Origin of the sequence: Faecalibacterium tardum, assembly GCF_040096515.1 — a bacterium.
GTDB classification, from domain to species: Bacteria; Bacillota; Clostridia; order Oscillospirales; family Ruminococcaceae; genus Faecalibacterium; species Faecalibacterium tardum.
This window is the reverse complement of record NZ_JBBMEO010000018.1, coordinates 1-26,655: the sequence shown is the minus strand read 5'-3', so window position 1 is coordinate 26,655 and position 26,655 is coordinate 1. Positions and strand designations below refer to the sequence as shown.

Here is a 26,655-nt window from a genome sequence, read left to right as displayed (position 1 = left end):
AGTTCCGCTTTTATTGTTTGTTTGCTGCGGCTTCGGCAGCCAGACGCTCTGCCCGCTCCCGCTCCGCCTGACTGAGACGGTGGTAGTCCGGCAGCAGCGCCTCCGGCAGCACAGCCTGCCCGGCTGCGGCCATCTGCTTTGCCACAAGTGCTACGGCAGCGGCACGGCCGCCCCGCAGCGCCGGGGGTGTTTGCAGCACACCCGGCACATCGCTGTATTTATTATAGCACAGACCCGCGCCATCACCAACAAAAAACAGGGGCTTTTTGCAATTTTCTACAAAATCAGCCAGATCTGCAACCGCCCGGGCGTCATCGTCCAGCAGGCGGGCGTGGGTGGCAAGGTCAAACGCTGCGCTATATACCTGTGCGCGGCGGGCATCCAGTGCGCAGAGCACCGTGCCCTCGCCGGTGTGGGCAGCAGCCAGCGCTTCCAGCGTAGACACCGGGGCGCACAGGGTCTCGCGCGGGAAGGCCAACCCCTTGACGGCGGCCAGCCCGATGCGCAGGCCGGTAAAGCTGCCCGGGCCTGCGTTGACAGCATACAGGTCGATGTCCGCACAGGTCAGCCCGCACATCTTTAAGCAGGTGTCGATCATGGGCATCAGCGTTTCGCTGTGGGTCATGCCGCCATCCAGATACACCTCGTACAGCAGGCGGTCGTCCTGCAGCAGGGCTACACCGGCGGTCTTGCCCGCCGTATCCACGGCCAGAATATTCATACCGTCACCCCCTCAATGGTGATCTTGCGGGTGGTATCGTCCAGACGTTCGATGTTCACCCGGATGGGGTTTTCCAGTGCCAGCAGGTCGGCAAAGTTCTCGCTCCACTCTGCTGCCACCACAGCGCCCTGATCCAGATAATCGTAGAAACCTGCCGCGCACAGATCATTCTCGGTAGAAATGCGGTACAGGTCAAAGTGCGCCAGCGGGCGCGGGCCCCGGTAGTAGTTCACGATGGCAAAGGTGGGGCTGGACACCGGGTCGGTGCAGCCCAGACCCTCGGCAAGGCCCTCGGTAAAGGCGGTCTTGCCAGCGCCCAGACCGCCGGTAAAGGCGATCAGCGCCCCGGGGGCCAGCACAGCGGCCATCCGTTTGCCCAGCGCCACCGTTTCGGCGCGGGAATGGGTGATATATTCTGACATGAAGGTTACCTCATCGTTTCAAAAAAGGGATGGCAGACGCCTGCCATCCCTAAGTATAATATAAAACGTGCAAAAGTGCAATGGTCAGGCGGCGGCAGGGGTCTGCTGCTCTACAGCACTGTTCGTTGCCGTGCCGGGCGCGGTGAGCCGAGCGGTGCCGTTGCCCTGAATGATGGGGTAGGACGCCGCCGGGTGCGGATGCCGTCCGGTGTTCTGGTTGAGATACCACACGATGTCGTTTTCGCCGTAGACCTCAAGGCCGTAATCAATGGCCTGCTGCAAGGTCTCACCCTCGATCAGACGGTTCACGGTCGCCCACAGCATACTGCGGGAGTACACGCTGTATACGTTGTTCACAAAGCCCGCCACAGCCTTTGCCCCGCCGGAGAGCAGCCCATCCGAAAGAGCAGTGTTCACATGGCCGCTGCGTCCGTAGAACTCGCAGGTCTCCGAAAGCACGATGGTGCCGTTCAGCTTCCCGCCCCGGTAGGCATTGCTGAAAAAGCCTCCGGTGACGGCGTAGCAGCCGTTTACCTTGATAACCCGGTGGCTGAGCAGATCCATGCCGTAGCGCAGGTCGTTCCAGAAATCCGATTTTTCCAGCAGCAGGAGGATGGGCGCAGTGGCCTGCTTTTTCCACAGCCAGCCGTACTCATAGGTATAATACGCGCCGTGGGCGCTAAGGATGGCAAGGTCGTAGTCTGCCATCCGTTTCAGGTCGGAGACGGTCACCATCATGTCCAGATGAGTGTCCAGGCCGTAGCCGTTCCAGTAGTCCTTCATATAAGAATAGTAGGGGTAGCGGTTGCTGTTCACCCCGTTATCAAAGGCATAGTAGATGACCGCATTGCCCACGGTGCCGTTCTCGGCAGCGAGCAGGGCAGGCGCATCCTCCATCTCCGGCCCGGGCAGGGCGGCGTCCGCCTCGCTCTCGCTGTCAGTGAGCAGAATACCGCCCAGTGCGCCGCAGCTGTAAGTAAAGCTTATCATGCCGTTTTCCGCATCCACATAGATGCTGTCCTTTTTCACAAGCCCCTGCGCCGCCAGCTCATCCAGCTGCGCCAGCGCAGCAGTCTGACGCGCTTTCTCCGACATTCCGGCGTAGGCGGCGCTGTCGGTCAGGGCGGTGACGGCGGCATCCGTCTGCTGCATCTCCTTTACCTCAGAGGCAGTCAGGGTCTGGGGGGTGCCGGTGGTCTCCTCCGGTGCAGCGGCCACTGCCGGGCACACTACCGTAAAGGCCAGTGCGATGGCGCACACTGCACTGAGCAGGCGGCGATAAACTGTATGTTCCATTTCTTCTTTCCCGTTCCTCTCCCCCGGCACACTGCCGGGGCTGTTGTGCGCAAGGCTGCGCCCACAGGTTCATTGTAGGATGCAACCGGGGCTTTGTCAAGCACCCCGGCAATGTTTTACCATTCCGTCACACCCGGCGCATTGCATTGGCAGGGGGATTTGTGTATAATAGCGATATGTTGGGTTTTTATCGCCTGTACGCAGGCACACTCCGGCAGACTGTTCTGACGAAAGGCGGTGCTTTCCTTGGATAGCATTCGACAATATTTTAAGCGCAGCGATAAGATTTATCTGCTGCTGTGCATTTTCAGCAGCGTTATGGCGGTGCTGGCGCTGTCCTCGTGGGCAGCTAAGCAGGGCAACGGCTTTGCCACCGACGAGGTGACCGGTGCCATCATCGGCATTGGCGACTACCGCCGGGCGCTGGTGCAGGCGGGCGCTTCCGTCATTGGCATCGTGATTGCGCTGCTGCTCTCCTGCGTGGACTACCGCAGCCTTGTAAAGGTGTGGCCGGTGCACGTTGTGCTGACGTGGGGTCTGGTGCTGCCCACGCTGGTCATCCGCAACGTATCCATCGGCCCGCTGACCATCGGCTACAACGCCGGCGATACCGACAACTACTCCTGGTACAAACTGGGCGGCTTTACCTTTCAGCCCACAGAGCTGGCAAAAATCAGCTTTATCCTGACCTTTGCCATGCACCTGAACAATGTGCGCAGCCGCATCAACGAACCAAAGGAGCTGGCAAAGCTGCTGCTGCATCTGCTGGTGCCCATTGCCATCATCCATGTGCAGGGCGATGACGGCACCGCCATCATCTACGGCATCATCGGCTGCTGCATGATGTTTGCGGCGGGGTTGAGCTGGAAGTATATCTTTGCAGCCTTTGCGGCGGCGGGCGCTGCCGTGGCGATGGCCTTTGCCTTTTTCAGCGATAAGATCGGCAAAGGATACCAGTGGTACCGCATTCTGGCGGTGCTGGACCCGGAAAACACCACCGGCTGGGCCCCCAGCGAGACGATATGGAAGAACATCATCTACCAGCAGCAGCGCGGCGAGATCGCGCTGGGTTCCGGCGGCATCTTTGGCAACGGTCTATTCACCGGCCGGTATTACAGTGTGCCCAACGCCCACAATGACTTCATCCTCAGCTGGATCGGCAACGTGGCGGGCTTTGTGGGCTGCTGCGTGGTGCTGGGCGTTCTGCTGGCGCTGGTGATCAAAACCTTTGCCACCGGTGCCCGCAGCGAAGATCTGCTGGGCAGCTACATCTGCGCCGGTATCGGCGGTGCCCTGATGGCGCAGATCGCGGTGAACGTGGGCATGAACCTGCGGGTGCTGCCGGTCATCGGCGTCACCCTGCCCTTCTACTCTGCCGGTGGCAGCTCGGTGCTTATGCTGTATATCTGCGTCGGTTTAGTCCTTTCTGTATACTCTCACAACACCAAAAGCCTGTTCGGGTAAAGAATATTCTATAAAGCAAGGACGTGCAGCCTGCGGGCTGCACGTCCTTGCTTTTTAGGTGATTTTAAAACAAACGCCATATTTGAAAAAAAATTTCCTTAAATCATGCCCAGAGCGAAGCGGAGGGCATTCAAGAACGTCCCAGCTTTTCCAGTTCCACCACCGGCCAGCCGAGGGCGCGGATGGCGCTTTCGTCGTGGGTAGCCAGCAACACCGGCTTGCCCGCGCAGCGCTGCCGCAGCAGCGCCGCCGCCCGCTGCAGGGTGTCCGGGTCCATGCCGGTAAATGGCTCGTCCAATAGCAGGGTGTCGCTGGATGCCCACAGCGCCCGCAGCAGCGCCACCCGCCGCTTTTGCCCGCCGGAAAGTCTGCGGGCGGGCAGCTGCAAGGCGGCAAGTTCCATTCCAAGTTGTTGAAAATCACTTATAATTTGCTCTTTGTACTGGTTTTCTGCCCCCGGCAGCACCAAAGTGACGTTCTGCACCGCGTTCAGCTGAGGGCAAAGGCGGTCCTCCTGAAAGACCGCTGCCACCCGGCCCACACCCTCCACACTGCCGGCGGTGGGGCGCTCCAGCCCCATCAAGATGCGCAGCAAGGTGGTCTTGCCCCAACCGCTGGGTGCCCACAGCACCACGGGGGCGTCCACCTCCATGCACAGGTCGGTGAAGAGCGGTGCCGCGCCGAACCGTTTTGTCAGGTGTTGAAGCTTCAGCATTTTGTCCCCTCCTCTCCCAGCACTGCGCCAACAGCTTTATCCAGTGCAAACAGGAACAGCTTTTCAAAGCCTGCGCTCAGCAGAATGATGACAAAGGTCCACGCAAACAGTTCCCCAGTGGAAAGGGTGATCTTGGCGCGGTACAGCGCATCGCCGATGCTGCCGTTGGGCAGGCCGATGACCTCGGCCGCCACGCCGCTTTTCCAGCAGATGCCCAGCGCTACGCTGCACCCCTGCCGGAAAGCCGGCAGCACCGCCGGCAGCCAGACCGCACGCAGGCGGCGACCCGGCGGCAGACGGAACACTGCCGCCATTTCCAGCAGCTGCACGTCTGCCCCGGCAATGCCGGTGCGCACCGCGCCGTACAACACCGGCAGCACCATCAAAAAGCTGACGAGCACCGAAAGGGCACTGCCCCGCACCCAGACCAGCGCCAGAATGATAAAGCTTGCCACCGGCGTGGCTTTGACCAGCTGCATCACCGGAGCCAGCAGTGCATCGGCGGCGCTCCACCGGGCAGCGCATACCGCCAGCACCACGCTGACCACTGCGCCCAGCACAAAGCCCAGCAGAATGCGCCCGGTGCTGAAGCCCACCCGCTGCCAGAAATCCGCCCTTGGCAGCAGTTGAACCAAAGTGCGCAGCGCCTGCACCGGCGATACCAAAAACACCTCCTGCCCGATGGCCATAGCTGCGGCCTGCCACACCGCCAGCCAGAACGCCACCGCCAGCAAACGGCGAAAAAACTGCTTGTTCTGCTTCATAAACTGCCCTCTTCCACTGCCTATTATAAGGTATAGTATACCATACCGTCCCGCAAAGGGGAATGACCTGTGCACCACCTGCGGCGGGTCGGCTTTCAATGTATATACTTTTGTTCAATCGTCGTATGCTTGACATGAATTTACATCCAGTGTAAACTGGATACAGTATGCGGTGCATCTTTGCACCGGCGCAGGAAAGAGGGGGACGGTATTGACACAAGCGCTCAAGGGCCGCAAGCTGTTGCTCGTCGGTTTTACGTTGTTTTCCATGTTTTTCGGGGCAGGCAATCTGATCTTCCCACCCGATCTTGGCGCAAAGGCAGGGACAAACTTCTGGCCCGCCTTTCTGGGGCTTGCCATCAGTGCCGTGGGTCTGCCAGTCGCAGGGGTCATCGCGGTGGCACGGGCAGACGGTCTGGACAAGCTGGCCGGGCGGGTGCACCCGGTATTCGCACAGGTATTCATGATCTTGATCTACCTGTCCATCGGGCCGTGTCTGGCTATTCCGCGCACCGCAAGCACCTCCTTTGCCATGCTTACCCCGCTGCTGGGCAGCAGCGCCGGGCTGCAGCTGGGGTACTCCGTGCTGTTCTTTAGCGCGGCCTTTCTGGTAGCGCTGCACCCGGACAGGCTCACCCGCTGGCTGGGCAGGCTGCTCTGCCCCTGCCTGCTGGTTCTGATTCTGATCCTGTTCGGCGGCTGCCTACTGCACCCGTTGGCGGCGCAGTACGCTGCGCCCACCGAGACGTATCGTTCCACGGTCGTGTTACAGGGCGTATTGTACGGCTACCAGACCATGGACGCCCTTGCGGCGCTGAACTTTGGCGCGGTCATTGCCATGAACATCCGGGCGCAAGGCGTTGCCCGGGAGCAGGACGTGCAGCGCAGTGCCATCCGTGCAGGGTTTGTGGCGGGCGGGCTGCTGCTGGCGGTCTACACCATGCTGGGGCACGCCGGAGCACTGACCGGTGCCGCCGTGCCCGGCCTTGCCACCGGTGCCGAGGTGCTGACCGTGCTGGCCGAGCGGCTGTTCGGCAAAGCAGGGCTGGTGCTCCTTGCCGCCATCTTTATGCTGGCCTGCTTCAACACCTGTGTGGGGCTGATTGCCTGTGTGGGAGAGTATTTCCACACCCTGCTGCCCCGCATCCCCTACCCTGTTCTTGCCGCCTTTTTTGCCGCTGCCAGTATGCTGATCGCAAATCTGGGGCTGGCAGAAATTCTGCGCCTGTCCGTCCCAGTGCTCAACGCGTTATACCCGGTGGCCATTGTGCTGATCGTACTTTCCTTCGTGCCCGGGCTGGAACAGCGCCACCGAGTTTACCCGCTGTGTATCGGCTGTACCGCCGTGCAGAGCATTGCCGCTGCGCTGCCGCTTGGCCCGCTTTCTGCTCTTGCCAACGCTCTGCCGCTGGCAGCACTGGGCTTTGGCTGGGTGTTCCCGGCGGTTGCCGGGCTGCTGGCAGGCATCTTTTTAAGCCGCACTGAAGAATAAAGGAGATTTTACTATGATCCAGCCTATCATGCACGACCCGTTGTTTCTGGCGCAGAAGTCCGCCCCCGCCACCCCGGAGGACGCGCCCGTTGCACGGGACTTACTGGACACCCTGACCGCCCACGCCGACGGCTGTGTGGGCATGGCAGCCAACATGATCAGTGTGCTCAAGCGCATCATCGCGGTGGAGGCCGAGGACGGGTATCTGGTGCTGTTCAACCCGGTCATCCTGAAAAAATCCGGCCTGTACGAGGCCGAGGAGGGCTGTCTTTCGCTGGAAGGCGTGCGGAAAGCAAAGCGCTACCAGAGCATCAAGGTGCAGTACCAGACCATGGACGGTAAACTCCGCATCAAGACCTTTACCGGCTGGACGGCACAGATCATCCAGCACGAGATCGACCATTGCGATGGGATCTTGATCTGAATCCCATCGCACACTCCCCCGCGTGGGACGATTTTGAATGCGCTCCGCGTTCGCTTTGCGCATAAATAGCGGAAAGAATATTTTTATAGTTGTAACTCTGGAAAATCTGCGGATTTTCCAGAGTTACTTTTTCACGAAAGGGGCGCAAAGATATTGCAACTGCCTCTCCCGGTTACGGCTCTTCCTGTGAAAAGGGGATTCAGAAACGCCCGCAGACGTTTCTGAATCCCGAATATAAAATAATTTTTCCGCTGAAAATGGCTAGAGCGCAGCGGAAGCCATTCCAAATCGTTTTTGCTCACCAACTATAACGCACAAAGCCCCCGAGGGTGTGACCCCCGGGGGCTTTGCTATGCTGTAACAGAGAAATGAAGGTGTTATTGTGAGGTCATTAGCCTTTAACGCCGCCAAGTGCAACGCCGCGGACGATGAACTTGGACAGCAGCAGGTAGACGACGATGACCGGCAGAATGGCGATGGCCACCATCATGTACACCTTGCCCATATCGAACTTCAGGAAGTCCGCGCTGCGCAGCTGAGCGATCAGGATCGGCAGGGTCTTTTTGTCGGCGGTATCCAGCACCAGAGCCGGGATGAAGTAGTTGTTCCAGCTTGCCACGAAGGAGAAAATGGCCTGCACAGCCAAAGCCGGCTTCATGATGGGCAGCACGATCTTATTAAAGGTATAGAACTCGCCTGCGCCGTCAATGCGAGCGGCTTCCACGATCTCCATGGGAAGGGAGGCGTCCAGATACTGCTTCATGAAGAAGAACACCGTAGGTGCTGCAATGCTGGGAACGATCAGCGGGATGAAGCTGTTTTTCAAGCCCATCTTGGAGATCAACTGCAGAAAGCCCAGTGCGGACACCTGTGTGGGCATGGTCATGATGAGCAGGATCAGGGCAAAGGCGGCCTTTTTGAATTTGAAGTTATAGGCGTAGATGCCGTAGGCTGTCAGTGCCGAGAAGTAGACGCTGAGCGCTGCCGAGCAGGCAGACACCAGCAGGCTGTTGCGGATGCCGCTTACCACAGGGATGTTGGCGTCCGTAAGCACGTTGCGGAAGTTTGTGATGATGGACTTGCCCGGCATCAGCGAGAAGCCCTTCTGGATCTCGAAGTGGGTGCGGGTGGAGTTGATGATCAGCACATAGAAGAAGAACAGGCACAGAAAGCTGATCAGCACCAGCACCAGATAGCACCACGCGCGGCGGGCGGTCAAGATCGCCTTTTCGGACTGGTTTTTAGGCGTATGTGCCATACTTATTTCCCTCCTTTGGCAGCAGCCTTTTTGGCTGCTTTCAGTTCCTTGCGCTGGGCCTTGGTCAGGCCGTCATCTTCCTTGGTCAGCGAGAAGTACACGATGACGCACAGCACTGCACACACAAGGAACAGCACCACAGATACTGCACCGGCCATGCCGTAGTTCTTGCTGAACAGGTGGTTGTTCAGGTACATGATCATGGTGGTGGAGGTACGGTCGGGGCCGCCTTTGCCGTTGGTCAAGATCTGCGGCACATCGAACATCTGCAAGCCACCGATCATGGAGGTGATCATCACATAGACCAGAATGGGGCGGATCAGGGGCAGGGTGATCTTCCAGAACATCTGGTTCGGGGTGCAGCCGTCCAGCTCTGCAGCCTCGTATAGGGTGGGATCTACGCCCATAATGGCTGCCATCAGCATGATGGTGGTGTTGCCGAACCACATCAGGAAGTTCATCAGGCCCACCAGACCACGGTTGCCCCACACGGTATTCAAAAAGCTGATGGGGGTCTTGATCCAGCCCATGCTCAGCAGCACTGCGTTCACCGGGCCGTTATCCGAGAACAGGGCGAAGAACAGCATGGCAAAAGCCGAGGCCATGATCAGGTTGGGCATGTAGATGACCGTCTTGAAGAAGGTCTGTCCCTTCAGCTTCAGCCGCAGGTCGGTGAACCATGCCGCCAGCAGCAGCGAGACGATGATCTGCGGGATAAAGCCGATGATCCATAAAATCAGCGTGTTGCCAAAATACTTGGGCAGATCGGTCGCGAACAGGGTGATGTAGTTCTTCAGGCCCACAAAGCTGGGTCCGATGATCTTCAGGCCGCTGCGGTAATACTCAAAAAAGCTGTAATAGATGGTGGATGCCAGAGGGATCAGCTGGAATACCGCGAAGATGATAAAGAACGGTGCAATGAAGATATAGCCCCATTTCGCGTAGCTGATCGACCCTTTCTTCTTTGTTTTTTCTCCCATGAGATCTCCCTCCTGCCGGGTCACAGCAAAACCAAAGGGGCGGGCGAGATACGCCGCCCGCCCCTTTGCTTCAATTTTCAGTTCGGAGTAAAACCGCTTATGCGGGCCATACCACGTCGGTCAGCTCGGGGTACTTCTCCTTGATGGCGGTCTCGAAGTTTGCCTTGGCGGCATCCTCCTCCACGTTGCCGGTGAAGTAATCCTTGAAAGCGTTCTGGAAGCTCTCGTTCAGGCCCTGATCGTACGGGCCGGCGTTGGACATATCGATCTTGGTTGCAGCCTCTGCAAACAGAGCGATGTGGTTCTGGCCGCCGAGGAAGTCGGACTTGTAATCGCTGCTGGCGATCTCGTTCATGGCCTTCTCGTTGTTGGTGTAGTCCTGCGTATCCATGGTGATCTGCTTCATGATGGCTTCATCGCAGGTCAGCTTCAGCATAACGTCCTTGATGGTCTCAAGGTTGTCGCTGCCGGCTGCGCCGCAGATCCAGGTGCCGCCCCAGTAGTAGGGCTGAGGGCCTTCGCACACAGCGTAGTCGCCGTAGATGCCGTTGCCAACCTCTTCCTTGCCGCCCTCAGCGGTAGGAGTTGCCAGAGAGTTGCCCAGCAGGGTGAAGTTGATGCCCCAAGTGGAGTAGAAGAAGCCGAACACCTTACCGGTGGGGCCCTGATCGGAAGCCCACTGGCTGTCCCACAGGCTGGACTTGTTGTTGTAGCCCTTGTCGGTGTACTCCTTGGTCTGATCCACCCACTTCATCAGGTTCTCGTCCACGGTAACGGTGGTACCGGTGACCCAAGGCGCGGAGACGTTGTTGGAGAAGGTGCGGTAAGCATCGTCAAAGCCGGACAGCATCTTGTAGCCCTTGGCAGCAGCCTTGGCAGCTACATCGTTGAACTTATCCCAGTCGGACAGGTAGGTCTGCACTTCGGCGGGATCATCGGTGCCCAGCACCTCCTTGGCAATGCTGCGGCGGTATGCGAACAGACCCGGGGTAGCCTGCCAAGTGGTGCCGCGCTGGCTGCCGTCCACAGAAACGATATCCTTGGTGTACTGGTACTGGCCGGCCAGATCGGAATCGGTCAGGCCGATGTCCTTCTTGACATCCAGAACGTAGTCGGAATCCACATACTTCAGAGCGTAGTCAGCCTCGATCAGGAAGATGTCGATCTTGTCGTCATCGGCAGCGGAGTCCTGATTCAGCAGAGCCTCGTCCAGCTTGTTCTGGTAGTTGTTGTTCTCGTTAGCGTTGATGGTCCACTTCACGGTGGTGCCGTCCTTCAGGGTGGTGGTGGACTTGTCGGCTGCGATCTCCTTGACCTCGGGATAGTAGTCGTTGAAGCGGCTCTGGAACTCATCATTCCAGCACCAGATGTTCAGCACCTTGCCCTCGGCAGCAGCCGGAGCAGAAGCAGCAGCGGAGGATGCGGGAGCCGCAGAGGAAGCAGCAGTGCTGCTGGAGCTGCCGCCGCAGGCTGCCAGAGCAGCACCAACAGTCACGACACCGGAAGCGAGCAGGAAATTACGACGAGAGATCTTTTTCATAAGGGTAAACCTCCTTCATGGTTTTCCAATTAAAAAATTCATTCTCAAAAACTCCGCGCCGGGAGTTGTGGGCCTTTGTTAAAGGATGCGGACGGAGCCGCCGTCCAGCAGTTTGCCGGACACCCGGATCTGCTCCGGCAGGGTCACACGCGGATGCTCGATCAGCTCGATCAGCTTATCCGCTGCCAGCCTGCCAAGGGATTTGGTGTTCTGCTGGTAGGTCACCAGCGGGGGTTTGACCACCCGGGAGAGATAGATGCCATCGTATCCCATCACCGAGATGTCCTCCGGGATGCTCAAGCCCGCTTCGGTCAGGGCGTTGTAGCCGCCCAGTGCGGAAAAGTCATCCGGGAAGATGATGCAGGTGGGCCGCTGCGGCAGTGCCAGCAGCGCCCGGGTCTCCTCTGCGCAGCGATCCACATCGTGGTACACACCGCAGCGGACGTACTCCTCCGGCACCTTCAACCCCAGTTCCTCGCAGGCTTGATAGAAGCCTGCCAAGCGATTCTCGGTAACGGCGGTCTTTTCGCCGTGGATGAAGGCGATACGCCGGTGTCCGCAGGCCCATGCCTGCTGTACCAGAGCCTTTGTGCCCACCACGTTGTCTGAAAGGATCGCCATCCGGTTGTTGAACACATGGTCGATGGTCACCACCGGCACATCGCCGTTGACCAGCTCCACCACCTGTGGATCATAAAAGTTCACACAGGCGATCACCACGCCGTCCACACCCCGGTAGTGGCAATGTTCCAGATAGCTCATGGACTTGCCGCTGATGTTGTGGTTGATAAAGGTGATATCATAGCCGCGCTTTTCCGCTTCTACCTTGAAGCTGTCCAGCACTGCGGAGAAGTACTCGTGGGTCAGGCCGCTCTGCTTTTCATCTACAAACAGAACGCCAAGATTGTAAGTACGGTTGGTTTTCAGCGCCCGGGCCGCTGCGTTGGGCAGGTACCCCATGCGGCGGGCTGCTGCACAGATGCGCTCCCGCGTGGCCGGTGCGATGTCTGGCTGGCCGTTCAGCGCCTTACTGACAGTTGCGACGGATACGCCGCACTCTTTTGCCAGATCCTTCAGGGACGGCATCTTATGGCCTCCTTCCAAGGAAAGGAGCTGCGGAATGTTTCTCGCGAGTTCCTTAATCGTTTTCGCAATCTCAATATAGCGCATTCTGTACCAAAAATCAAGTGAAAACGCAAAAGTTTTAGCTCAGCTGCATCACTTTTGGCATTTCGTTTCAATTTGGCCTGTAAAAATTGTGCATCTCGATTCACTTTCGTTACATTTCGATTAAAACGGAAAAATTTTCGTTGCAGTTTCGTTATGGTTTTCGGTGTCAGAGGCTGTATGTATATATTACTTTTAAAATGGGTTTCGGGTCTTTCGTTCCGCGTTTCGCCGGTTTGCGCAGCGCAGAATGCCGCCGAAAACCGCCGGGGCTGCGCAGATTATTTTTAAATTTCCGTTGAGATTTTTGCAAAAAGCTCTTGCATTTTTGGGTGGGATAGGGTATGCTTAGCGTGATGAGATTGCTTCTTTCGCAGCGCCTTAATCGTTTTCGCAATCGACACACTGCCCACCTGACAAGGCGCAGTTTTAAGGAGGAAGCATTATGAAGTTCGGATATTTTGATGACCAGAATAAAGAATATGTCATCACCACCCCGCAGACACCCCTGCCCTGGATCAACTACCTTGGCAGCGAGGACTTCTTCAGTCTGGTCTCCAACACGGCGGGCGGTTACAGCTTTTACCGGGACGCCCGGATGCGCCGCCTGACCCGCTACCGCTACAACAACTCCCCGCTGGACATGGACGGCCACCGGATCTATATCAAGGACGGCGACACCGTTTGGAACCCGGGCTGGCAGCCCACCAAGACCCCGCTGGACAGTTACAGCTGCCGCCATGGTCTGGGCTACACCATTCTGGAGGGCAAAAAGGACGGTGTGACCGCCCGGCAGGAGCTGTTCGTCCCCAAGGGGGATGCCTGTGAGCTGGACCGCGTGACCGTGTGCAACGGCGGCACCACCGTTAAGGAGCTGGACCTTTTCAGCTATGTGGAGTTCTGCCTGTGGGACGCTGTGGATGACAGCTCCAACTTCCAGCGCAACTACTCCACCGGCGAGGTGGAGGTAGAGGGCAGCGTCATCTACCACAAGACCGAGTACCGCGAGCGCCGCAACCACTACGCCGTGTTCTGGGCAAACTGCCCGGTGGACAGCTTTGACACCACCCGGGATGCCTTTTGCGGCGTATATGGCGGCCCGGCAGATCCGCAGGCCGTCCGCGCCGGACACTGCTCCGGCAGCATTGCCCACGGCTGGGCACCGGTGGGCGCACTGCACATCCACCTGACCCTCGCCCCCGGCGAGAGCCGCAGCATCCTGTTCGGTCTGGGTTATATCGAGAACCCGCAGCAGGAAAAGTTCATTGCGCCGGGCGTCATCAACAAGACCCGCGCCCACGCCATGATGGAGCGCTACGCCACCGATGCACAGATCGATGCAGCCCGCGCCGCCTTGCGCACCCACTGGGAAGAGCTGCTGTCCACCTACCATCTGGAATCCGGTGAGGAAAAGCTGAACCGCATGGTCAACATCTGGCACCAGTACCAGTGCATGGTCACCTTTAACATGAGCCGCTCCGCCAGCTACTACGAAAGCGGTACCGGACGCGGCATGGGCTTCCGGGACAGCTGTCAGGACCTGCTGGGCTTTGTGCATATCATCCCCTCCCGTGCCCGGGAGCGCATTCTGGATATCGCCGCCACCCAGTTTGAGGACGGCAGCGCCTACCACCAGTACCAGCCCCTGACCAAAAAAGGCAACCGGGATATCGGCACCGGCTTCAACGACGACCCGCTGTGGCTCATTGCCGGTACCGCCGCCTACCTGCGGGAGACCGGCGACTGGTCTATTCTGGAGGAGCAGGTACCCTTTGATAACGACGCCACCAAGGCGCAGCCGCTGATGGAGCACCTGCGCCGCAGCTTCAACTTTACCTGCACCCATCTGGGCCCCCACGGCCTGCCGCTCATCGGCCGCGCCGACTGGAACGACTGCCTGAACCTGAACTGCTTCTCCGAGCACCCGGGCGAGAGCTTCCAGATCACCGGCCCCAGCGAAGGTCCCGTAGCCGAAAGCGTATTCATTGCCGGTATGTTCGTCAAGTACGGCCACGAATACGCCCAACTGTGCGACCATCTGAATCTGACCGAGGAGGCCGCTGCCGCCCGCAAGCACATTGATGCCGTGGAGCAGGCCACCCTGACCGCCGGTTGGGACGGCGCATGGTTCCGCCGTGCCTACGATGCTTTCGGCAAGCCCGTCGGCAGCAAGGAGTGCACCGAGGGTCAGATCTTTATTGAGCCGCAGGGCATGTGCGTCATGGCTGGCATCGGCAAGGAGAGCGGACAAGCCGCACAGGCACTTGCCAGTGTGGAAGAGCGTCTGGACACCAAATACGGTGTGGTGCTGCTGCAGCCCGCCTACACCAGCTACCAGCTGAATTTGGGCGAGATCTCCAGCTATCCTCCGGGATACAAGGAGAACGCCGGTATCTTCTGCCACAACAACCCGTGGATCAGCTGCGCCGAGGCAACGCTCGGCCACGGCGACCGTGCTTTTGCGGTGTACCGCAAGACCTGCCCCGCCTATATTGAGGACATCTCCGAAATCCACCGTACCGAGCCCTACGTTTACAGCCAGATGGTAGCCGGTAAGGACGCTCCCACCTTCGGCGAGGCCAAAAACAGCTGGCTGACCGGCACGGCGGCATGGACCTTCTTCAACATCAGCCAGTACATTCTGGGCATCCAGCCCACCTTGGACGGCCTGCGGGTAGACCCCTGCATCCCCCACACCCTGTCCGGCTTCACCGTGACCCGCCGCTACCGCGGTGCGGTGTACCACATTACGGTGGACAACACCGCCGGGGTGCAGCACGGCATCAAGGCCGTTACTGTGGACGGCAAGACCATCTCCGGCAATGTACTGCCGCTGGCTGCCGCTGGTACTGAGGTAACGGTGCAGGTGACCATGGGTTAACCCGACTTTCTCTGCTTTTTCATATTATTCTCCTTTCTGTGACCAAAGCCGCCGCGCAGACCTCTGCACGGCGGCTTTGGTTTATAATGAAACAGTTTAACGATTGAAAATGCGCTCCGCGTTGCTCTGCGACCCCACTTGTGAAAATGCGTTTGGAGTAGGCCGCGGTTGCGTAGCAATGAAAGCCCCAGTGGGGCTTTCAAGCGGCGGAGCGGTCTGCGTGAGCAGATGGAGGGGCTTTGCCCCGACAAGTTCCCGCAGGCCGCGACAAACGCGAAATAAAAATAATCTTTCCGCTGAAGATGGCCAGAGCGCAAGCGGAGGCCATTCCAAATCGTCCCCCTTCCCTCTTGCATTTTTGGGGAAAGAGGTGTAAAATAACAGTCACAATCAAACACAGGGGAGCTCGTGCAGCGGGCTGAGAGGAAGTATAGCAAGCTTCGACCCTTTTACCTGATGCGGATAATGCCGCCGTAGGAAGTCATACCCTTTATGATTTTTTGCAGGAGGAGCCGCGCCGGGCCCCTCCTGTTTTTTTGTGCCTCTGCGGAGGTTCCGCAGCCGGCTGAGGGGGAGCGCCCTGAGCCTTGGATGAATGCAGCGATGGGAAGCCGTGTTCCGGCGTGAGAGGAAACCAGTAAGTTTCGACCGCACCTTCCGTACCTGTTCCCGCCTTGTGGCGGGCACGGGCTGTTTTGTTGCGGGAGCGCCGGTATTCATCCTGCGCTGCCGCAGATGATTGAAAAGGAGCCAATTTATCATGAAGAATCTCTCTGTCAAAAAGCTTGCCCTTGCCGGTATGTTCTGTGCCCTGTGCGTGGTGGGCAGCGTGTTCAGCTTTCCCATGTTCGGCAGCAAGTGCGCCCCGGTGCAGCACATGGTCAATGTGCTGTGCGCCGTTCTGCTGGGGCCCTGGTGGGGTGTAGGCGTGGCCTTTGTGGCTTCCCTGCTGCGCAATCTGCTGGGTCTGGGCAGCCTGATGGCTTTCCCGGGCAGTATGTTCGGTGCGCTGCTGTGTGGCCTTGCATACCACAAGACCAAAAACCTGATTGCCACCGTGGTGGGTGAGGTGTTCGGCACCAGCATTCTGGGCGGCCTGTGCGCATGGCCCGTGGCCATCTTCCTGATGGGCAAGAGCGCTGCGGACATCGCTTTCTACGCCTACATCGTGCCCTTCCTCATCTCCACCGCCGTGGGTGCGGTGATCGCCGGTGCAGTGGTGTTCAGCCTGCAGCGCTCCGGCGCTCTGCGCTCCATGCAGAACAGCCTTTCCTGAGCGGAGGTGCCGGGAATGCTCAAAACCGCCTTTGAGAACCTGCGCAGCCGCAGCCCTCTCATCCACAACATCACCAACTACGTCACCGTGAACGACTGCGCCAACATGGTGCTGGCCTGCGGTGCCTCCCCCATCATGGCCGATGATGCCGCCGAGGTGGAGGAGATCACCGCCATCTGCGGCGGGCTGAACATCAACATCGGCACGCTGAACAGCCGCACCGTCACCAGTATGCTGCTGGCGGGCAAAAAGGCCAATCAGCTGGGGCATCCGGTGGTACTGGACCCGGTGGGTGCCGGCGCCTCCCATCTGCGCACGGACACCGCCTTCCGCCTGCTGCGGGAGGTGCAGTTCACGGTGATCCGTGGCAACATCTCGGAGATCAAGACCCTTGCCTCCGGCGCGGGCACCACCAAGGGCGTGGATGCAGACGTAGCCGACAAGGTGACTGAGGAAAATCTGGACAGCGCCGTGGCCTTTGCCAAGGCTTTTGCCGCCCGCACCGGCGCGGTAATCGCCATTACCGGCGCTATTGACATCGTGGCCGATGCACAAAAGGCCTACTGCATCCGCAACGGCAACGCCATGATGAGCAGCATCACCGGCACGGGCTGTCAACTCTCTGCCCTGACGGCGGCCTTTGTCACCGCTAACCCCGGCCAGCCGCTGGAGGCCGCCGCTGCGGCGGTGTGCGCCATGGGTCTTGCGGGCGAGATTGCCCACCAGCGGCTCACCCCGCAGGACGGCAACGCCACCTACCGCAATTACATCATTGATGCCATTTACAACATGACTCCCGATCAGCTGGAGAAAGGCGCAAACTATGAAGTGCGATAAACACACCATGCTCCTGTACGCGGTGACCGACCGCGCATGGGTGGGCGAGCAGACCTTGTATCAGCAGGTGGAAAGTGCCCTGAAGGGCGGTGCCACCTGTGTACAGCTGCGGGAAAAGCAGCTGGGCGACGCCGATTTTTTACAGGAAGCCATCCAGATCCACGCCCTGTGCCAGCAATACGGTGTGCCGCTGTTCATCAACGATAACGTGGAGGTGGCCTTGCAGTGCCACGCCGAGGGCATCCATGTGGGTCAGGACGACATGGCCGCTGCACAGGTGCGCCAGCGCGTGGGCGAGGGCGTGATGATCGGCGTATCTGCCCACACGGTACAGGAAGCGCTGGACGCTGTGGCGCACGGCGCAGACTACCTTGGCGTAGGCGCGGTATTTGCCACCCACACCAAGACGGACGTAAGCGAGATGCCCCGGCAGACCCTGCTGGACATCTGCAACGCCGTGGATGTGCCGGTGGTGGCCATTGGCGGCATCCACAAGGAGAACATCCTGCAGCTCAAGGGCACCGGCGTGGACGGTGTGGCGTTGGTAAGCGCTATCTTTGCCGCAAAGGACATCGAGGCCGAGTGCCGCGAACTGCGCGCCCTTTCGGAGCAGATCATAAAGTAAGCTATCATCCCGCGGCAAACCGGGGGCACCACCTTGGGCCGCGTTACAAAATTCATGGAGAAAACCAACATGAAAAGCGTATTTTGCGCAGGTGCCGGCATCCAGAGCGTACTGTTTTTTCTGAATGACGGCTACCTGTCTGCCACCCTTGCCTGCGGGTCGGGAGTTTCTCCGAGGACCGTCCGCTGGGGTGGGACCCTGCTGCCGCAGGCAGTAGGGCGGGCGATGGAATGACCTGCAACAGCAACGACCGCCGCCAGTGGCGGAAACAGGAAGTTGCTGTTGGGGCAGCGGCCAGCAGGATGCGAGTGCTGCTCAATGCACGAAGCATCCGCTGGGTGCCGCAACCCGTACTCGTGTCCGAGGAGAAAGCTCCCGGCACACAGGCTCCCCTGCATCAATGCATGACCAGCACCCTGCTGTTCAGAGATAAACTATCATTTGGAGGAACACAGCGTATGCAGACTTATACCACCCAGATGGATGCCGCCCGCAAGGGCATCATCACCCCGGAGATGGAGATCGTAGCCAAAAAGGAATACCGCACCACCGAGGAGATCCGCCAGTGGGTCGCCGAGGGCAAGGTAGCCATCCCCGCAAACAAGCACCACACCTGCCTGAACCCCGAGGGCGTGGGCTCCATGCTGCGCACCAAGATCAACGTGAACCTTGGCGTCTCCCGCGACTGCAAGGACTACAACATTGAGATGCAGAAGGTGATGAGCGCCGTGAACATGGGCGCAGAGGCCATTATGGATCTGTCCAGCCACGGCAACACCCAGCCCTTCCGCCAGAAGCTGACCCACGAGTGCCCGGTGATGATCGGCACTGTGCCGGTGTATGATTCAGTCATCCACTACCAGCGGGATCTGGCCGAGCTGACCGCACAGGACTTCATCGATGTGGTACGCCTGCACGCAGAGGACGGTGTGGACTTTGTTACCCTGCACTGCGGCATCACCCGCAAGACCATCGAGCAGATCCGCAAGCACAAGCGCAAGATGAACATCGTGAGCCGCGGCGGTTCTCTGGTGTTTGCGTGGATGAGCATGACCGGCAACGAGAATCCCTTCTACGAGCACTTTGACGAGATCTGCGAGATCTGCGCCGAGCACGATGTGACCATCTCTCTGGGCGATGCCTGCCGTCCCGGCTGTCTGGCTGACGCCACCGACGTGTGCCAGATCGAGGAGCTGGTGCGTCTGGGCGAGCTGACCAAGCGCGCATGGGCGCACAATGTGCAGGTGATGGTGGAGGGCCCCGGCCATGTGCCCCTGAATCAGGTCGCCGCCAACATGGAGGTGCAGAAGAGCATCTGCATGGGCGCACCCTTCTATGTGCTGGGACCTCTGGTCACCGATATCGCCCCCGGCTATGACCACATCACCGCTGCCATCGGCGGCGCAGTGGCAGCCGCCAGCGGTGCGGCCTTCCTGTGCTATGTGACCCCCGCCGAGCATCTGGCACTGCCCAATGTGGAGGACGTAAAGCAGGGCATCGTGGCCTCCAAGATCGCCGCCCACGCCGCCGACATTGCCAAAGGCATCCCCCATGCCCGGGACATCGATGACAAGATGGGCGATGCCCGCCGCGTACTGGACTGGGATGCACAGTTTGCCTGTGCGCTGGACCCCGAGACCGCCAAGGCCATCCGCGATGCACGCCTGCCCGAGGACGACCACAGCGACACCTGCAGCATGTGCGGCAAGTTCTGCGCCGTGCGCAGCATGAACAAGGCACTGGCCGGTGAATACATCGATATCCTGTAAGCTATTCCCGCGCTGAAAGGCGCTTCTTCCTCCGGGACTGCTGCACAAGCGTGCGGCAGTCCCTTTTTTGTAGGACGATTTAAATGCCCTCCGCTGCCGAGCTGCGGCATATTCAGTGGAATTATTATTTTGCATTTGCTGCACTGCGTTCAGTTTGGTCAATCTATTCTATCAATATTTTAGATTTTACAATTCTTCTGTGCTGTACTATAATGAAGTAACAACTTTATTTCTCAAAAGTACAGGAGGCTGTTTTCTTGATAGTTGATTTGATTGAAGCACTTTACCGCCTGCTGTGGGGCGATTTGTTCACCCTGCCGGTGGCGGGCGGCATTGGTATCTCCTTTATGGTGGTGCTGCTGTTTGCAGCCGGTATCGGCTTTACCCTGCGCACAAGGCTGCTGCCGGTGCGGCTGTTCCGGGATATGATCGGCGCAGTGTGCGAAAAAAAGCAGACTGCGGGCGGGCTTTCCTCCTTCCAGACACTGGTCATCTCCACCGCTACCCGGGTGGGCATGGGCAACCTTGTGGGCGTGGTGGCCGCTGTTTCGGCGGGCGGTGCGGGCGCGGTGTTCTGGATGTGGGTCACTGCGCTGCTGGGTGCTTCCACCTCCTTTGTGGAGTCCACTCTGGCGCAGAAGTACCGCGTGCCGGACCCGCTGTACGGCGGCTGGCGGGGCGGCCCGGCCTACTACCTGCATGTGCTGGCCGAGCGCAAACGGGGCAAAAAGCTCAAGCGCTCCGTGTGCGCGGTGCTGTTTGCGGTGTCTGGTCTGATCTGCTGGTGCGGCATCAGCCAAGTCATCTCCAACTCGGTCAGTTCCGCCTTTGAAAACGCCTTTCACGTCCCGCCGCTGGCTACCACCGTGGTGCTCACTCTGCTGGCGGCGCTGATCGTGCTGCGCAAGAACGCCACCGTAAAAAGCCTTGACTTCATCGTGCCGGTCATGGCGGTGTGCTACTTTGTCATCACGGTGGGCATCGTGGTGCTGAATTTCCGGCAGCTGCCCGCCGTGCTGGCACGCATCCTTGCCGAGGCCTTCGGCCTGCGTCAGGTGGCTGCAGGCGGCTTTGGCGCGGTGCTGATGAACGGTGTCAAGCGCGGGCTGTTCTCCAACGAGGCGGGCAGCGGTTCTGCCCCCTGCGCTGCTGCCGCTGCGGAGTGCGACGACCCGGTAAAGATGGGGCTTGTGCAGGCGCTGGGCGTATTGATCGACACCGTGGTCATCTGCAGCTGCACCGCCTTTCTGATGCTGCTGGTGCCGCAGGACATCACCGCCGGGCTGACCGGCATGGATCTTTTACAGACTGCCATGCAGTACCATCTGGGCAGCTTTGGCATCGTGTTCATTGCGGTGATCTTAGCACTGTTCAGCTTCTCCACCTTTCTGGGGGTACTGTACTACGCCCGGGGCAATGTGGCCTACCTGTGCGGCGACAACTGGTGGAGCCAGACTGCCTACAAGCTGCTGACGCTGGCCATGCTGCTAATCGGCGGCACACAGGCCTACACCGTGGTGTGGGATCTGGGCGATGTGGGCATCGGACTGATGACCATCTTCAATATGCTGGCGCTCGTTCCCCTTTCCGGCGAGGCGCTGACCGCCCTGAACGACTACGAAATGCGCAAGAAAATAAAATAAGATCACAAAAACGGGCTGCTGCACAAGGTTCTGTGCAACAGCCCGTTTTGTGATATGCTAAAACTTTCAGCTATGCTGCTTCAGGGCGCAGACGGCGATGCTCAAGGCGCTCCATGCGGCCTGATACATCAGCACCGTGGCAATGGACAGCTGCCAGATGCTGCCCGCGTAGGTCAGCAGCACTGCAATGAACACCGAGAAGCACACCGACACCAGCTGCACCGTTGTGGCGCTTGTCTCGGCATTCTGTGCCTGATCTGCGGCCTGCAAGCCGCCGGTCAGGCTGGCAAAGCCCCTGTGGTGGTACAAGCAGCACTTAGGCTTTTCCGGGGCTGCATCAGCGGCTTCAATGGCCTGACACTGCTCGCCATCCAGCACGGTAACCATGCCCTCCGGCAGATGGTACGCCTCTGTGATGTGCCGCGCCGTCAGGCTGGGATCCTTGCTGGTGACCAGCAGACGGATGTTCTCCCTTTGCAGAGAAGCAAGGCTGCGTGCCACATTGCGGCCGCCCACATAGCGCAGCACAAACATGGCGTGCAGGTTGCCGGACACTGCCAGATACAAAATTTGCAGTTCACCGTTTTTGGAATGGCTGTCCTCGTAGTCCTGCTCCGGCAGGGTCACGCCCTCCTGCTCCATGTAGCGGCGGGTGCCAATGAGTATGCGGTTATTGTCGCACCATGCCGAGAAGCCCATCCCGGTGTGCTGCTCCAGATCCTTGACCGGGAACAGGATATCGGTGCGGTCCTCGATGATCTGGCTGAACAGCCCGCGCAGGGTGTCGCAGCTCTCGTTCAGCACACTTGCCGCATACAGAATGGCGCGGTCGATGCGGCCGCCCTTGAAGATGCGGATATCCTCCAGCGTTACGCTGTCGGCGGTAAACAGGTCATCGGCGTCCAGCTCAATGGTGTCGATGCCGCCCAGCTCCTCAATGGCTGCCCAGCCGGGCACCACAGCGCCCACAGCGGCAGCCGCTCTTTGCAGCCGCAGCGCCGCCAGCCCAGGCACCAGCACCGAAGAAAGGGGTGCGCCCATGCACAGCACGGCAGCAGCCGCAGCCACGGCGCAGTTGATCCCGCCGCCAAACAGCAGGAAGGCCACGCCGCTGAGGACTGCTGCCGCCAGCAGGATACAGGCCACCTTCCGGGCGCGACGCTCGCTGGCGCGCTCGCTGAGGCTCTGCTCCACAAAATCATCGCTGGCGGTCTGCACCGGGCGGCTCAGCAGCACCCACGGGTCCTTCTGCTCCAGATCCCGGGCGAGGGCGCGGATCAGGTCCTTATCGCGGGTGCGGTAAGCGCCTCGCACTTCGCCGCCCTCTGCCGCCAGCGTGTAGCCGCCCTGCACGGCAGCCAGCATTACCCGGCTGCCCACCAGCGCCAGAAACAGCCCCAGCGCTGCCATACCGGTCAGCAGGCCGATGCCCTCGGTGCTGCGGTAGGCGTTGGCATTCAGCATGGCCACCACTGCCTGCAGCAGCGCTGCCACAGCAGCCAGCGCGGGCATGGTGTCTGCACTGGGACGGCCGCGCAAGCCGGTCAGGCCGTCCCGCAGCACCGGGTAGCCCACAAACAGGCTGGCGGCAAACAGCAGCAGATTGGCGGCATAGAACGCCGCCGGGGCAGCGTCCGGGTCCAGCACCGAAAGCGGCGGCAGCAGACGTTCTGCCATCAGCCCAAGGTGCAGCAGCACCACAGCCAGAATGCCCGCCAGCACACAGCGCAAGGTCAGCTCTGCGGCCATGTGGTGCAGCTTGTCGGTGGTGGATTCCGGCACAGTGTCCTCGGCAGGGGCAGCGGTTTCTGCTGCGGGTGCGTCCTCCGGCTGTGCCGGGGTCACAGCTGCATCGGCTGCCGGTGCGGGCACTGTTTCATCAGCAGGAGCGCCGTCCTGCTCCAGCGGGAGCAGCGGCAGGCTCATAGTATCCTCTTTTTCCGGCTTGCGGGCAGCGGGCTTCTCGTCCTCTGCTGTGCCGAACATCTGGAAAATCGACTTTTTCTCAGGCTTTTTCGGCAGTGTCTCCGGGTCTGCCGGAACGCTGGCAAACACCGCCGACGGCAGCTCCTCGGCAGGCTTCTGTGCTGCCTTTGCCGGGGCTTTCTCCGGCTCTGCGGCGGGCTGTGCAGGCGCAGGCTGCACCTTGGGCTGCGGCGCTGCCTGCACAGGTTTTGCGGGCTGCGGGGCAGGCTTTGCCTTGCCGCTCATGCCGTTGAGCATATCCTTCAGCTGCTGCATCTCCCGCTGTTCCAGTTCCTCCTGCGGCAGCAGCGTCTCCGGGGCGTTCTTCGCCTTGGGCTGCTTTTGGGGGGCCGCAACAGGCTGCAGCTCCGGCTGGGGTGCAGGCTTTTTCGGCTGTGGCTTCCCGGCAGCAGCCGCCTTGGGTGCAGGCACAGGCTCTGCCGGGACGGCCTTGACAGGCTCCGGGCGGGCGGGCTGCATCGGCATTACCGGAACAGGGTCTGCGGTGCGCAGCTCCAGCGCCATGTCCTCCTGCTCCGGCTGTACCGGCTTTGCATCTGCCCCCAGCAGGATCTCACCGGTGGGGATCTCCAGCACCGGCTGTGCGGGGGCGGGCGTCTCTTCCTTGTCGTGGCCGAACAGCTTGCCCAGCAGCCCGGCCTTAGGCTTTTCCTCCACCGGAGCAGGCTCGTCCCGGTGGGTCATCTCCTCGGGCAGATCGATCACACTGGTGCTGAAGAAGTTGCGGAAACGCTCCTCTGCCGAGAGCTCCCCCGCCTGATTGCCCTTGCGTTCATTTTTATTGTTCGGCATCCTTGTTCCTCCCACTGTTCTGGATGGAGTTTACCGCTTGTTTTATTCTTCTACGGCGCGCTGCGACTGGATCTCGTACAGGATAATGCCAGCTGCCACCGAAACATTATAGCTGTCCACGCCGGTGCCGGGTGCAGCCATATCCAGCCGCACCACGCCATCACACAGCTTCTTGACCAGTTGGGATACGCCGCTGCCCTCACTGCCCAGTACCAGCGCGATGGGGCCGGTCAGGTTATTTTTGCGCAGGGACACACCGTCCATGTCGGCGCAATAGACGAACACGCCCTGCTCCTTCAGACGGCGGATGGTCTCGCCGATGTTGGCCACCCGCGCCACCGGCAGACGCTCGGCAGCGCCTGCGCTGGACTTGATGACGGTGGGGGTGACGGACGCGCCGCCCCGCTTGGGGATGACGATGCCGTGGGCGCCGCACAGCAATGCGCTGCGCATGACTGCGCCCAGATTGTGGGGATCCTCAATGCCGTCGCTCAGCACCAGAAAGGGCGGTTCGCCCTTGGCCTTGGCTGCTGCCAGCAAATCCTCCACGGTCGCGTACTCGATCTCGCTGGCAAAGGCTGCCACGCCCTGATGGCTCTCGGTGCCGGTCATCAGGCGCAGCTTGTTGGGGTGCACCCGCTTGACCGTTGCGCCGGCCTCTTTGGCCAGTGCTGTATAGTATGCCGCCACTGCCGGGGCCATCCCCTCGGCAATGAGCACGGTGTCCACACCGGAACCGCTCTTGAGCAGCTCGGTCACCGGGTTTTTGCCATAGATCAGGCTCTCGCTCTTCTGCTGCGGCTGCTCTGCATCGCGGCGCGGACGGCGCGGCTGGTTACGTTCTTCCATCTTTTTATGCTCCTTCCGTTCCGGGCGGTCTGCGCCGCACCGGAGCGTTTTATTTTGTTTATGATAATCCAAAATAAAGTATACCATATCTCGTCCGGCTTCGCCACAAATTGCCGGGATTTTATTCCCTCGACGCCTAAAATTTTTTCGACAGAAAGCGTCTTTCCGGCCGGACTGGGCATCTGTAAAAATGTTTTGCCTGCTGCCCGGGCGGCACGGCACACTTCTGCTGTTTTGCCAAGGCAAAAAGTTTTCCACAAAAAATGTCTATACATTCCGTAAACGTTCCGCAGTTTTTCCACAAGTTGAAAACTCCGTGGAAAGTGTGCAAAAGTCCAGCCGCAGCGCCTGTTTTCCGGGTGGAATTAAACAGTTTCCACCGAGTTTTCAACAACAGCTTCCCCCATATCTTAGCAAAAGTCTTACAATTTGTAAAATTCAAGTCGGAATTATGACAATTTTTTGAACCGGAAATTGTCCGTTTTTGCAATTTCCTCCAACATCATTTTGACGAATGTTAAAATACGTTGAAAACCCACTTCATCCAAGCACAAGGCAGATGTTGCGGCGTATATGGATTTTTGTCTCTAAGCATGATAAGTTTCTGATGCAGCCGCTGGAGCTGCTTTGTGCCGTACCCGTTCCACAGCAGCTCTATGCAAGAAAAAGCGCCTGTTCGGATTGATTTTAGGCGCAGTTTGGGGTATACTAACCATGTGGGCTTGTTAAACCATGCACAATGCGGTGTGTGGCAGAGCCGGAACCCCGATAATTTTTGGAGGTAATGAATAATGTTGGTAAATGCAACCGAAATGCTGCTCAAGGCACGCGATGGCCACTACGGTGTGCCGCAGTTCAACATCAATAATCTGGAGTGGACCAAGGCAGTCCTGACCGCCTGCGAGGAAATGAAGAGCCCCGTCATTCTGGGTGTTTCCGAGGGTGCAGGTAAGTACATGACCGGCTTTAAGACTGTTGCCGCTATGGTCAGCGCCATGGTCGATTCCATGGGCATCACTGTTCCCGTTGCTCTGCATCTGGATCACGGCACCTACGAGGGCTGCAAGGCCTGCGTTGAGGCCGGCTTCTCTTCCATCATGTTCGATGGCAGCCACTACTCCATCGAGGAGAACGTGGAAAAGACCAAGGAGCTGGTTGCTCTGGCACACGCTCACGGCATGAGCATTGAGGCCGAGGTCGGCTCCATCGGCGGCGTTGAGGACGGCGTTGTAGGCGCTGGCGAGATTGCTGATCCCGAGGAGTGCGCAAAGATCACCGCTCTGGGCATCGACTTCCTGGCTGCCGGCATCGGCAACATCCACGGCGTCTACCCCGCAAACTGGAAGGGTCTGGACTTCGAGGCTCTGGACCGCATCCACAAGGCCACCAACAACATTCCTCTGGTTCTGCACGGCGGCACCGGCATCCCCGATGAGATGATCGCAAAGGCCATCAGCCTGGGCGTTTCCAAGATCAACATCAACACCGAGTGCCAGCTGGTGTTTGCTGAGGCCACCCGCAAGTACATCGAAGAGGGCAAGGATCAGCAGGGCAAGGGCTTCGACCCCCGCAAGCTGCTGGCTCCCGGCGCAAAGGCCATCGAGGCCAAGTGCAAGGAGAAGATCGAGCTGTTCGGCTGCGCAGGCAAGGGCTAAGCAGAAGCTCGTATCGTAACCGGTACACCACCCAATAAAGTATGCGGCCCCGCCGCACTGTTATGCACAGTGCGGCGGGGCCGCGTTTTATTTTTTTTT

23 protein-coding genes and 1 riboswitch are annotated in these 26,655 nt (G+C 59.5%); of the genes, 11 read left to right on the top strand and 12 right to left on the bottom strand.

Going from position 1 to position 26,655, the window contains the following annotated elements:
• Positions 1-10: 10 nt before the first annotated feature.
• The 3 genes from tsaB to WMO44_RS10380 form a co-directional block, all read right to left on the bottom strand.
• Positions 11-721, bottom strand: coding sequence for a tRNA (adenosine(37)-N6)-threonylcarbamoyltransferase complex dimerization subunit type 1 TsaB (gene tsaB / locus WMO44_RS10390; RefSeq protein ID WP_055186126.1), 711 nt, complete (start codon positions 719-721; stop codon positions 11-13).
• Positions 718-1,143 carry a tRNA (adenosine(37)-N6)-threonylcarbamoyltransferase complex ATPase subunit type 1 TsaE gene (tsaE, locus tag WMO44_RS10385; RefSeq protein ID WP_005920389.1) on the bottom strand — a complete coding sequence of 142 codons (426 nt, stop codon included), beginning with the start codon at positions 1,141-1,143 and terminating at the stop codon, positions 718-720. Before tsaE ends, tsaB begins: the two co-directional genes overlap by 4 nt.
• A gap of 84 nt (positions 1,144-1,227) precedes the next feature.
• Positions 1,228-2,439: a hypothetical protein gene (locus tag WMO44_RS10380; protein WP_349152538.1), complete on the bottom strand. Its 1,212-nt coding sequence runs from the start codon at positions 2,437-2,439 to the stop codon at positions 1,228-1,230.
• 246 nt (positions 2,440-2,685) lie between these two features.
• Between WMO44_RS10380 and WMO44_RS10375 the strand changes: the two genes are divergently transcribed.
• Entirely contained in the window at positions 2,686-3,903 is a 1,218-nt protein-coding gene (locus tag WMO44_RS10375) for an FtsW/RodA/SpoVE family cell cycle protein (protein WP_349152537.1), read from the top strand.
• 130 nt (positions 3,904-4,033) lie between these two features.
• Here the strand turns inward: WMO44_RS10375 and WMO44_RS10370 are convergent, their stop codons facing one another.
• Entirely contained in the window at positions 4,034-4,618 is a 585-nt protein-coding gene (locus WMO44_RS10370; RefSeq protein WP_349152536.1) for an ABC transporter ATP-binding protein, read from the bottom strand.
• The gene (locus tag WMO44_RS10365; protein WP_349152535.1) at positions 4,612-5,382 is read right to left on the bottom strand and encodes an ABC transporter permease; all 771 of its coding nucleotides are present in this window, start codon (positions 5,380-5,382) and stop codon (positions 4,612-4,614) included. Before WMO44_RS10365 ends, WMO44_RS10370 begins: the two co-directional genes overlap by 7 nt.
• Positions 5,383-5,593: 211 nt before the next feature.
• Here WMO44_RS10365 and brnQ point away from each other — a divergent pair, with 211 nt between their 5' ends.
• Complete coding sequence (gene brnQ / locus WMO44_RS10360; protein ID WP_349152534.1) at positions 5,594-6,874, top strand: branched-chain amino acid transport system II carrier protein; 1,281 nt, start codon at positions 5,594-5,596, stop codon at positions 6,872-6,874.
• 13 nt (positions 6,875-6,887) lie between these two features.
• Positions 6,888-7,298 carry a peptide deformylase gene (locus WMO44_RS10355; RefSeq protein WP_349152533.1) on the top strand — a complete coding sequence of 137 codons (411 nt, stop codon included), beginning with the start codon at positions 6,888-6,890 and terminating at the stop codon, positions 7,296-7,298.
• A gap of 391 nt (positions 7,299-7,689) precedes the next feature.
• Here WMO44_RS10355 and WMO44_RS10350 read toward each other — a convergent pair whose 3' ends face one another.
• The 4 genes from WMO44_RS10350 to WMO44_RS10335 all read right to left on the bottom strand — a co-directional run bounded on the left by WMO44_RS10350 (position 7,690) and on the right by WMO44_RS10335 (position 12,162).
• Positions 7,690-8,556, bottom strand: a complete 867-nt coding sequence (locus WMO44_RS10350; RefSeq protein WP_097778848.1) for a carbohydrate ABC transporter permease — start codon at positions 8,554-8,556, stop codon at positions 7,690-7,692.
• Between the two features lie 2 nt (positions 8,557-8,558).
• Positions 8,559-9,536, bottom strand: a complete 978-nt coding sequence (locus WMO44_RS10345) for a carbohydrate ABC transporter permease (RefSeq protein ID WP_349152532.1) — start codon at positions 9,534-9,536, stop codon at positions 8,559-8,561.
• Positions 9,537-9,633: 97 nt separating this feature from the next.
• Complete coding sequence (locus WMO44_RS10340) at positions 9,634-11,076, bottom strand: twin-arginine translocation signal domain-containing protein (protein ID WP_249251153.1); 1,443 nt, start codon at positions 11,074-11,076, stop codon at positions 9,634-9,636.
• Between the two features lie 78 nt (positions 11,077-11,154).
• The gene (locus tag WMO44_RS10335; RefSeq protein WP_349152531.1) at positions 11,155-12,162 is read right to left on the bottom strand and encodes a LacI family DNA-binding transcriptional regulator; all 1,008 of its coding nucleotides are present in this window, start codon (positions 12,160-12,162) and stop codon (positions 11,155-11,157) included.
• Between the two features lie 526 nt (positions 12,163-12,688).
• Between WMO44_RS10335 and WMO44_RS10330 the strand changes: the two genes are divergently transcribed.
• The 7 genes from WMO44_RS10330 (at position 12,689) to WMO44_RS10300 (ending at position 21,274) form a co-directional block, all read left to right on the top strand.
• Positions 12,689-15,124 carry a glycoside hydrolase family 94 protein gene (locus tag WMO44_RS10330; RefSeq protein ID WP_097778852.1) on the top strand — a complete coding sequence of 812 codons (2,436 nt, stop codon included), beginning with the start codon at positions 12,689-12,691 and terminating at the stop codon, positions 15,122-15,124.
• A gap of 388 nt (positions 15,125-15,512) precedes the next feature.
• Positions 15,513-15,621: riboswitch (TPP riboswitch) on the top strand.
• Between the two features lie 263 nt (positions 15,622-15,884).
• Positions 15,885-16,400, top strand: a complete 516-nt coding sequence (thiW, locus tag WMO44_RS10325; protein ID WP_015536868.1) for an energy coupling factor transporter S component ThiW — start codon at positions 15,885-15,887, stop codon at positions 16,398-16,400.
• A 15-nt stretch (positions 16,401-16,415) separates the two neighbouring features.
• Positions 16,416-17,237 carry a hydroxyethylthiazole kinase gene (thiM, locus tag WMO44_RS10320; RefSeq protein ID WP_349152530.1) on the top strand — a complete coding sequence of 274 codons (822 nt, stop codon included), beginning with the start codon at positions 16,416-16,418 and terminating at the stop codon, positions 17,235-17,237.
• On the top strand, positions 17,224-17,862 hold the full coding sequence (gene thiE, locus WMO44_RS10315; protein ID WP_097778854.1) for a thiamine phosphate synthase: 639 nt from the start codon (positions 17,224-17,226) through the stop codon (positions 17,860-17,862). Before thiM ends, thiE begins: the two co-directional genes overlap by 14 nt.
• A gap of 69 nt (positions 17,863-17,931) precedes the next feature.
• Positions 17,932-18,096 (top strand): hypothetical protein, encoded by a 165-nt coding sequence (locus tag WMO44_RS10310; RefSeq protein WP_349152529.1) that lies wholly within the window; start codon positions 17,932-17,934, stop codon positions 18,094-18,096.
• Between the two features lie 224 nt (positions 18,097-18,320).
• A complete protein-coding gene (thiC, locus tag WMO44_RS10305; protein WP_349152551.1) occupies positions 18,321-19,631 on the top strand; it encodes a phosphomethylpyrimidine synthase ThiC in 1,311 nt (436 codons plus the stop codon).
• A gap of 257 nt (positions 19,632-19,888) precedes the next feature.
• Positions 19,889-21,274 carry an alanine/glycine:cation symporter family protein gene (locus tag WMO44_RS10300; protein ID WP_349152528.1) on the top strand — a complete coding sequence of 462 codons (1,386 nt, stop codon included), beginning with the start codon at positions 19,889-19,891 and terminating at the stop codon, positions 21,272-21,274.
• Positions 21,275-21,340: 66 nt separating this feature from the next.
• Here the strand turns inward: WMO44_RS10300 and WMO44_RS10295 are convergent, their stop codons facing one another.
• From WMO44_RS10295 to WMO44_RS10285, 3 genes are read right to left on the bottom strand one after another with little or no spacing between them, the layout of a single operon-like run.
• On the bottom strand, positions 21,341-24,052 hold the full coding sequence (locus tag WMO44_RS10295; RefSeq protein WP_349152527.1) for a cell envelope biogenesis protein OmpA: 2,712 nt from the start codon (positions 24,050-24,052) through the stop codon (positions 21,341-21,343).
• 42 nt (positions 24,053-24,094) lie between these two features.
• Positions 24,095-24,901 (bottom strand): 23S rRNA (guanosine(2251)-2'-O)-methyltransferase RlmB, encoded by an 807-nt coding sequence (rlmB, locus tag WMO44_RS10290; protein WP_154265637.1) that lies wholly within the window; start codon positions 24,899-24,901, stop codon positions 24,095-24,097.
• Positions 24,829-25,203, bottom strand: coding sequence for a hypothetical protein (locus WMO44_RS10285; RefSeq protein ID WP_349152526.1), 375 nt, complete (start codon positions 25,201-25,203; stop codon positions 24,829-24,831). The genes rlmB and WMO44_RS10285 overlap by 73 nt, the downstream gene beginning before the upstream one ends.
• A 489-nt stretch (positions 25,204-25,692) precedes the next feature.
• On the opposite strand from WMO44_RS10285, the gene fba reads away from it, so the two are divergent.
• Complete coding sequence (gene fba / locus WMO44_RS10280) at positions 25,693-26,556, top strand: class II fructose-1,6-bisphosphate aldolase (RefSeq protein ID WP_005920439.1); 864 nt, start codon at positions 25,693-25,695, stop codon at positions 26,554-26,556.
• Positions 26,557-26,655 lie beyond the last annotated feature (99 nt).

Excerpts from the sequence above, each read along its gene's own strand:
- tsaB (WP_055186126.1), bottom strand. The coding sequence starts at position 721 with ATGAATATTCTGGCCGTGGATACGGCGGGCAAGACCGCCGGTGTAGCC.
- tsaE (WP_005920389.1), bottom strand. The coding sequence starts at position 1,143 with ATGTCAGAATATATCACCCATTCCCGCGCCGAAACGGTGGCGCTGGGC.
- WMO44_RS10380 (WP_349152538.1), bottom strand. The coding sequence starts at position 2,439 with ATGGAACATACAGTTTATCGCCGCCTGCTCAGTGCAGTGTGCGCCATC.
- WMO44_RS10370 (WP_349152536.1), bottom strand. The coding sequence starts at position 4,618 with ATGCTGAAGCTTCAACACCTGACAAAACGGTTCGGCGCGGCACCGCTC.
- WMO44_RS10365 (WP_349152535.1), bottom strand. The coding sequence starts at position 5,382 with ATGAAGCAGAACAAGCAGTTTTTTCGCCGTTTGCTGGCGGTGGCGTTC.
- WMO44_RS10355 (WP_349152533.1), top strand. The coding sequence starts at position 6,888 with ATGATCCAGCCTATCATGCACGACCCGTTGTTTCTGGCGCAGAAGTCC.
- WMO44_RS10350 (WP_097778848.1), bottom strand. The coding sequence starts at position 8,556 with ATGGCACATACGCCTAAAAACCAGTCCGAAAAGGCGATCTTGACCGCC.
- WMO44_RS10345 (WP_349152532.1), bottom strand. The coding sequence starts at position 9,536 with ATGGGAGAAAAAACAAAGAAGAAAGGGTCGATCAGCTACGCGAAATGG.
- WMO44_RS10340 (WP_249251153.1), bottom strand. The coding sequence starts at position 11,076 with ATGAAAAAGATCTCTCGTCGTAATTTCCTGCTCGCTTCCGGTGTCGTG.
- WMO44_RS10335 (WP_349152531.1), bottom strand. The coding sequence starts at position 12,162 with ATGCCGTCCCTGAAGGATCTGGCAAAAGAGTGCGGCGTATCCGTCGCA.
- WMO44_RS10330 (WP_097778852.1), top strand. The coding sequence starts at position 12,689 with ATGAAGTTCGGATATTTTGATGACCAGAATAAAGAATATGTCATCACC.
- thiW (WP_015536868.1), top strand. The coding sequence starts at position 15,885 with ATGAAGAATCTCTCTGTCAAAAAGCTTGCCCTTGCCGGTATGTTCTGT.
- thiM (WP_349152530.1), top strand. The coding sequence starts at position 16,416 with ATGCTCAAAACCGCCTTTGAGAACCTGCGCAGCCGCAGCCCTCTCATC.
- thiE (WP_097778854.1), top strand. The coding sequence starts at position 17,224 with ATGAAGTGCGATAAACACACCATGCTCCTGTACGCGGTGACCGACCGC.
- WMO44_RS10310 (WP_349152529.1), top strand. The coding sequence starts at position 17,932 with ATGAAAAGCGTATTTTGCGCAGGTGCCGGCATCCAGAGCGTACTGTTT.
- thiC (WP_349152551.1), top strand. The coding sequence starts at position 18,321 with ATGCAGACTTATACCACCCAGATGGATGCCGCCCGCAAGGGCATCATC.
- WMO44_RS10295 (WP_349152527.1), bottom strand. The coding sequence starts at position 24,052 with ATGCCGAACAATAAAAATGAACGCAAGGGCAATCAGGCGGGGGAGCTC.
- rlmB (WP_154265637.1), bottom strand. The coding sequence starts at position 24,901 with ATGGAAGAACGTAACCAGCCGCGCCGTCCGCGCCGCGATGCAGAGCAG.
- fba (WP_005920439.1), top strand. The coding sequence starts at position 25,693 with ATGTTGGTAAATGCAACCGAAATGCTGCTCAAGGCACGCGATGGCCAC.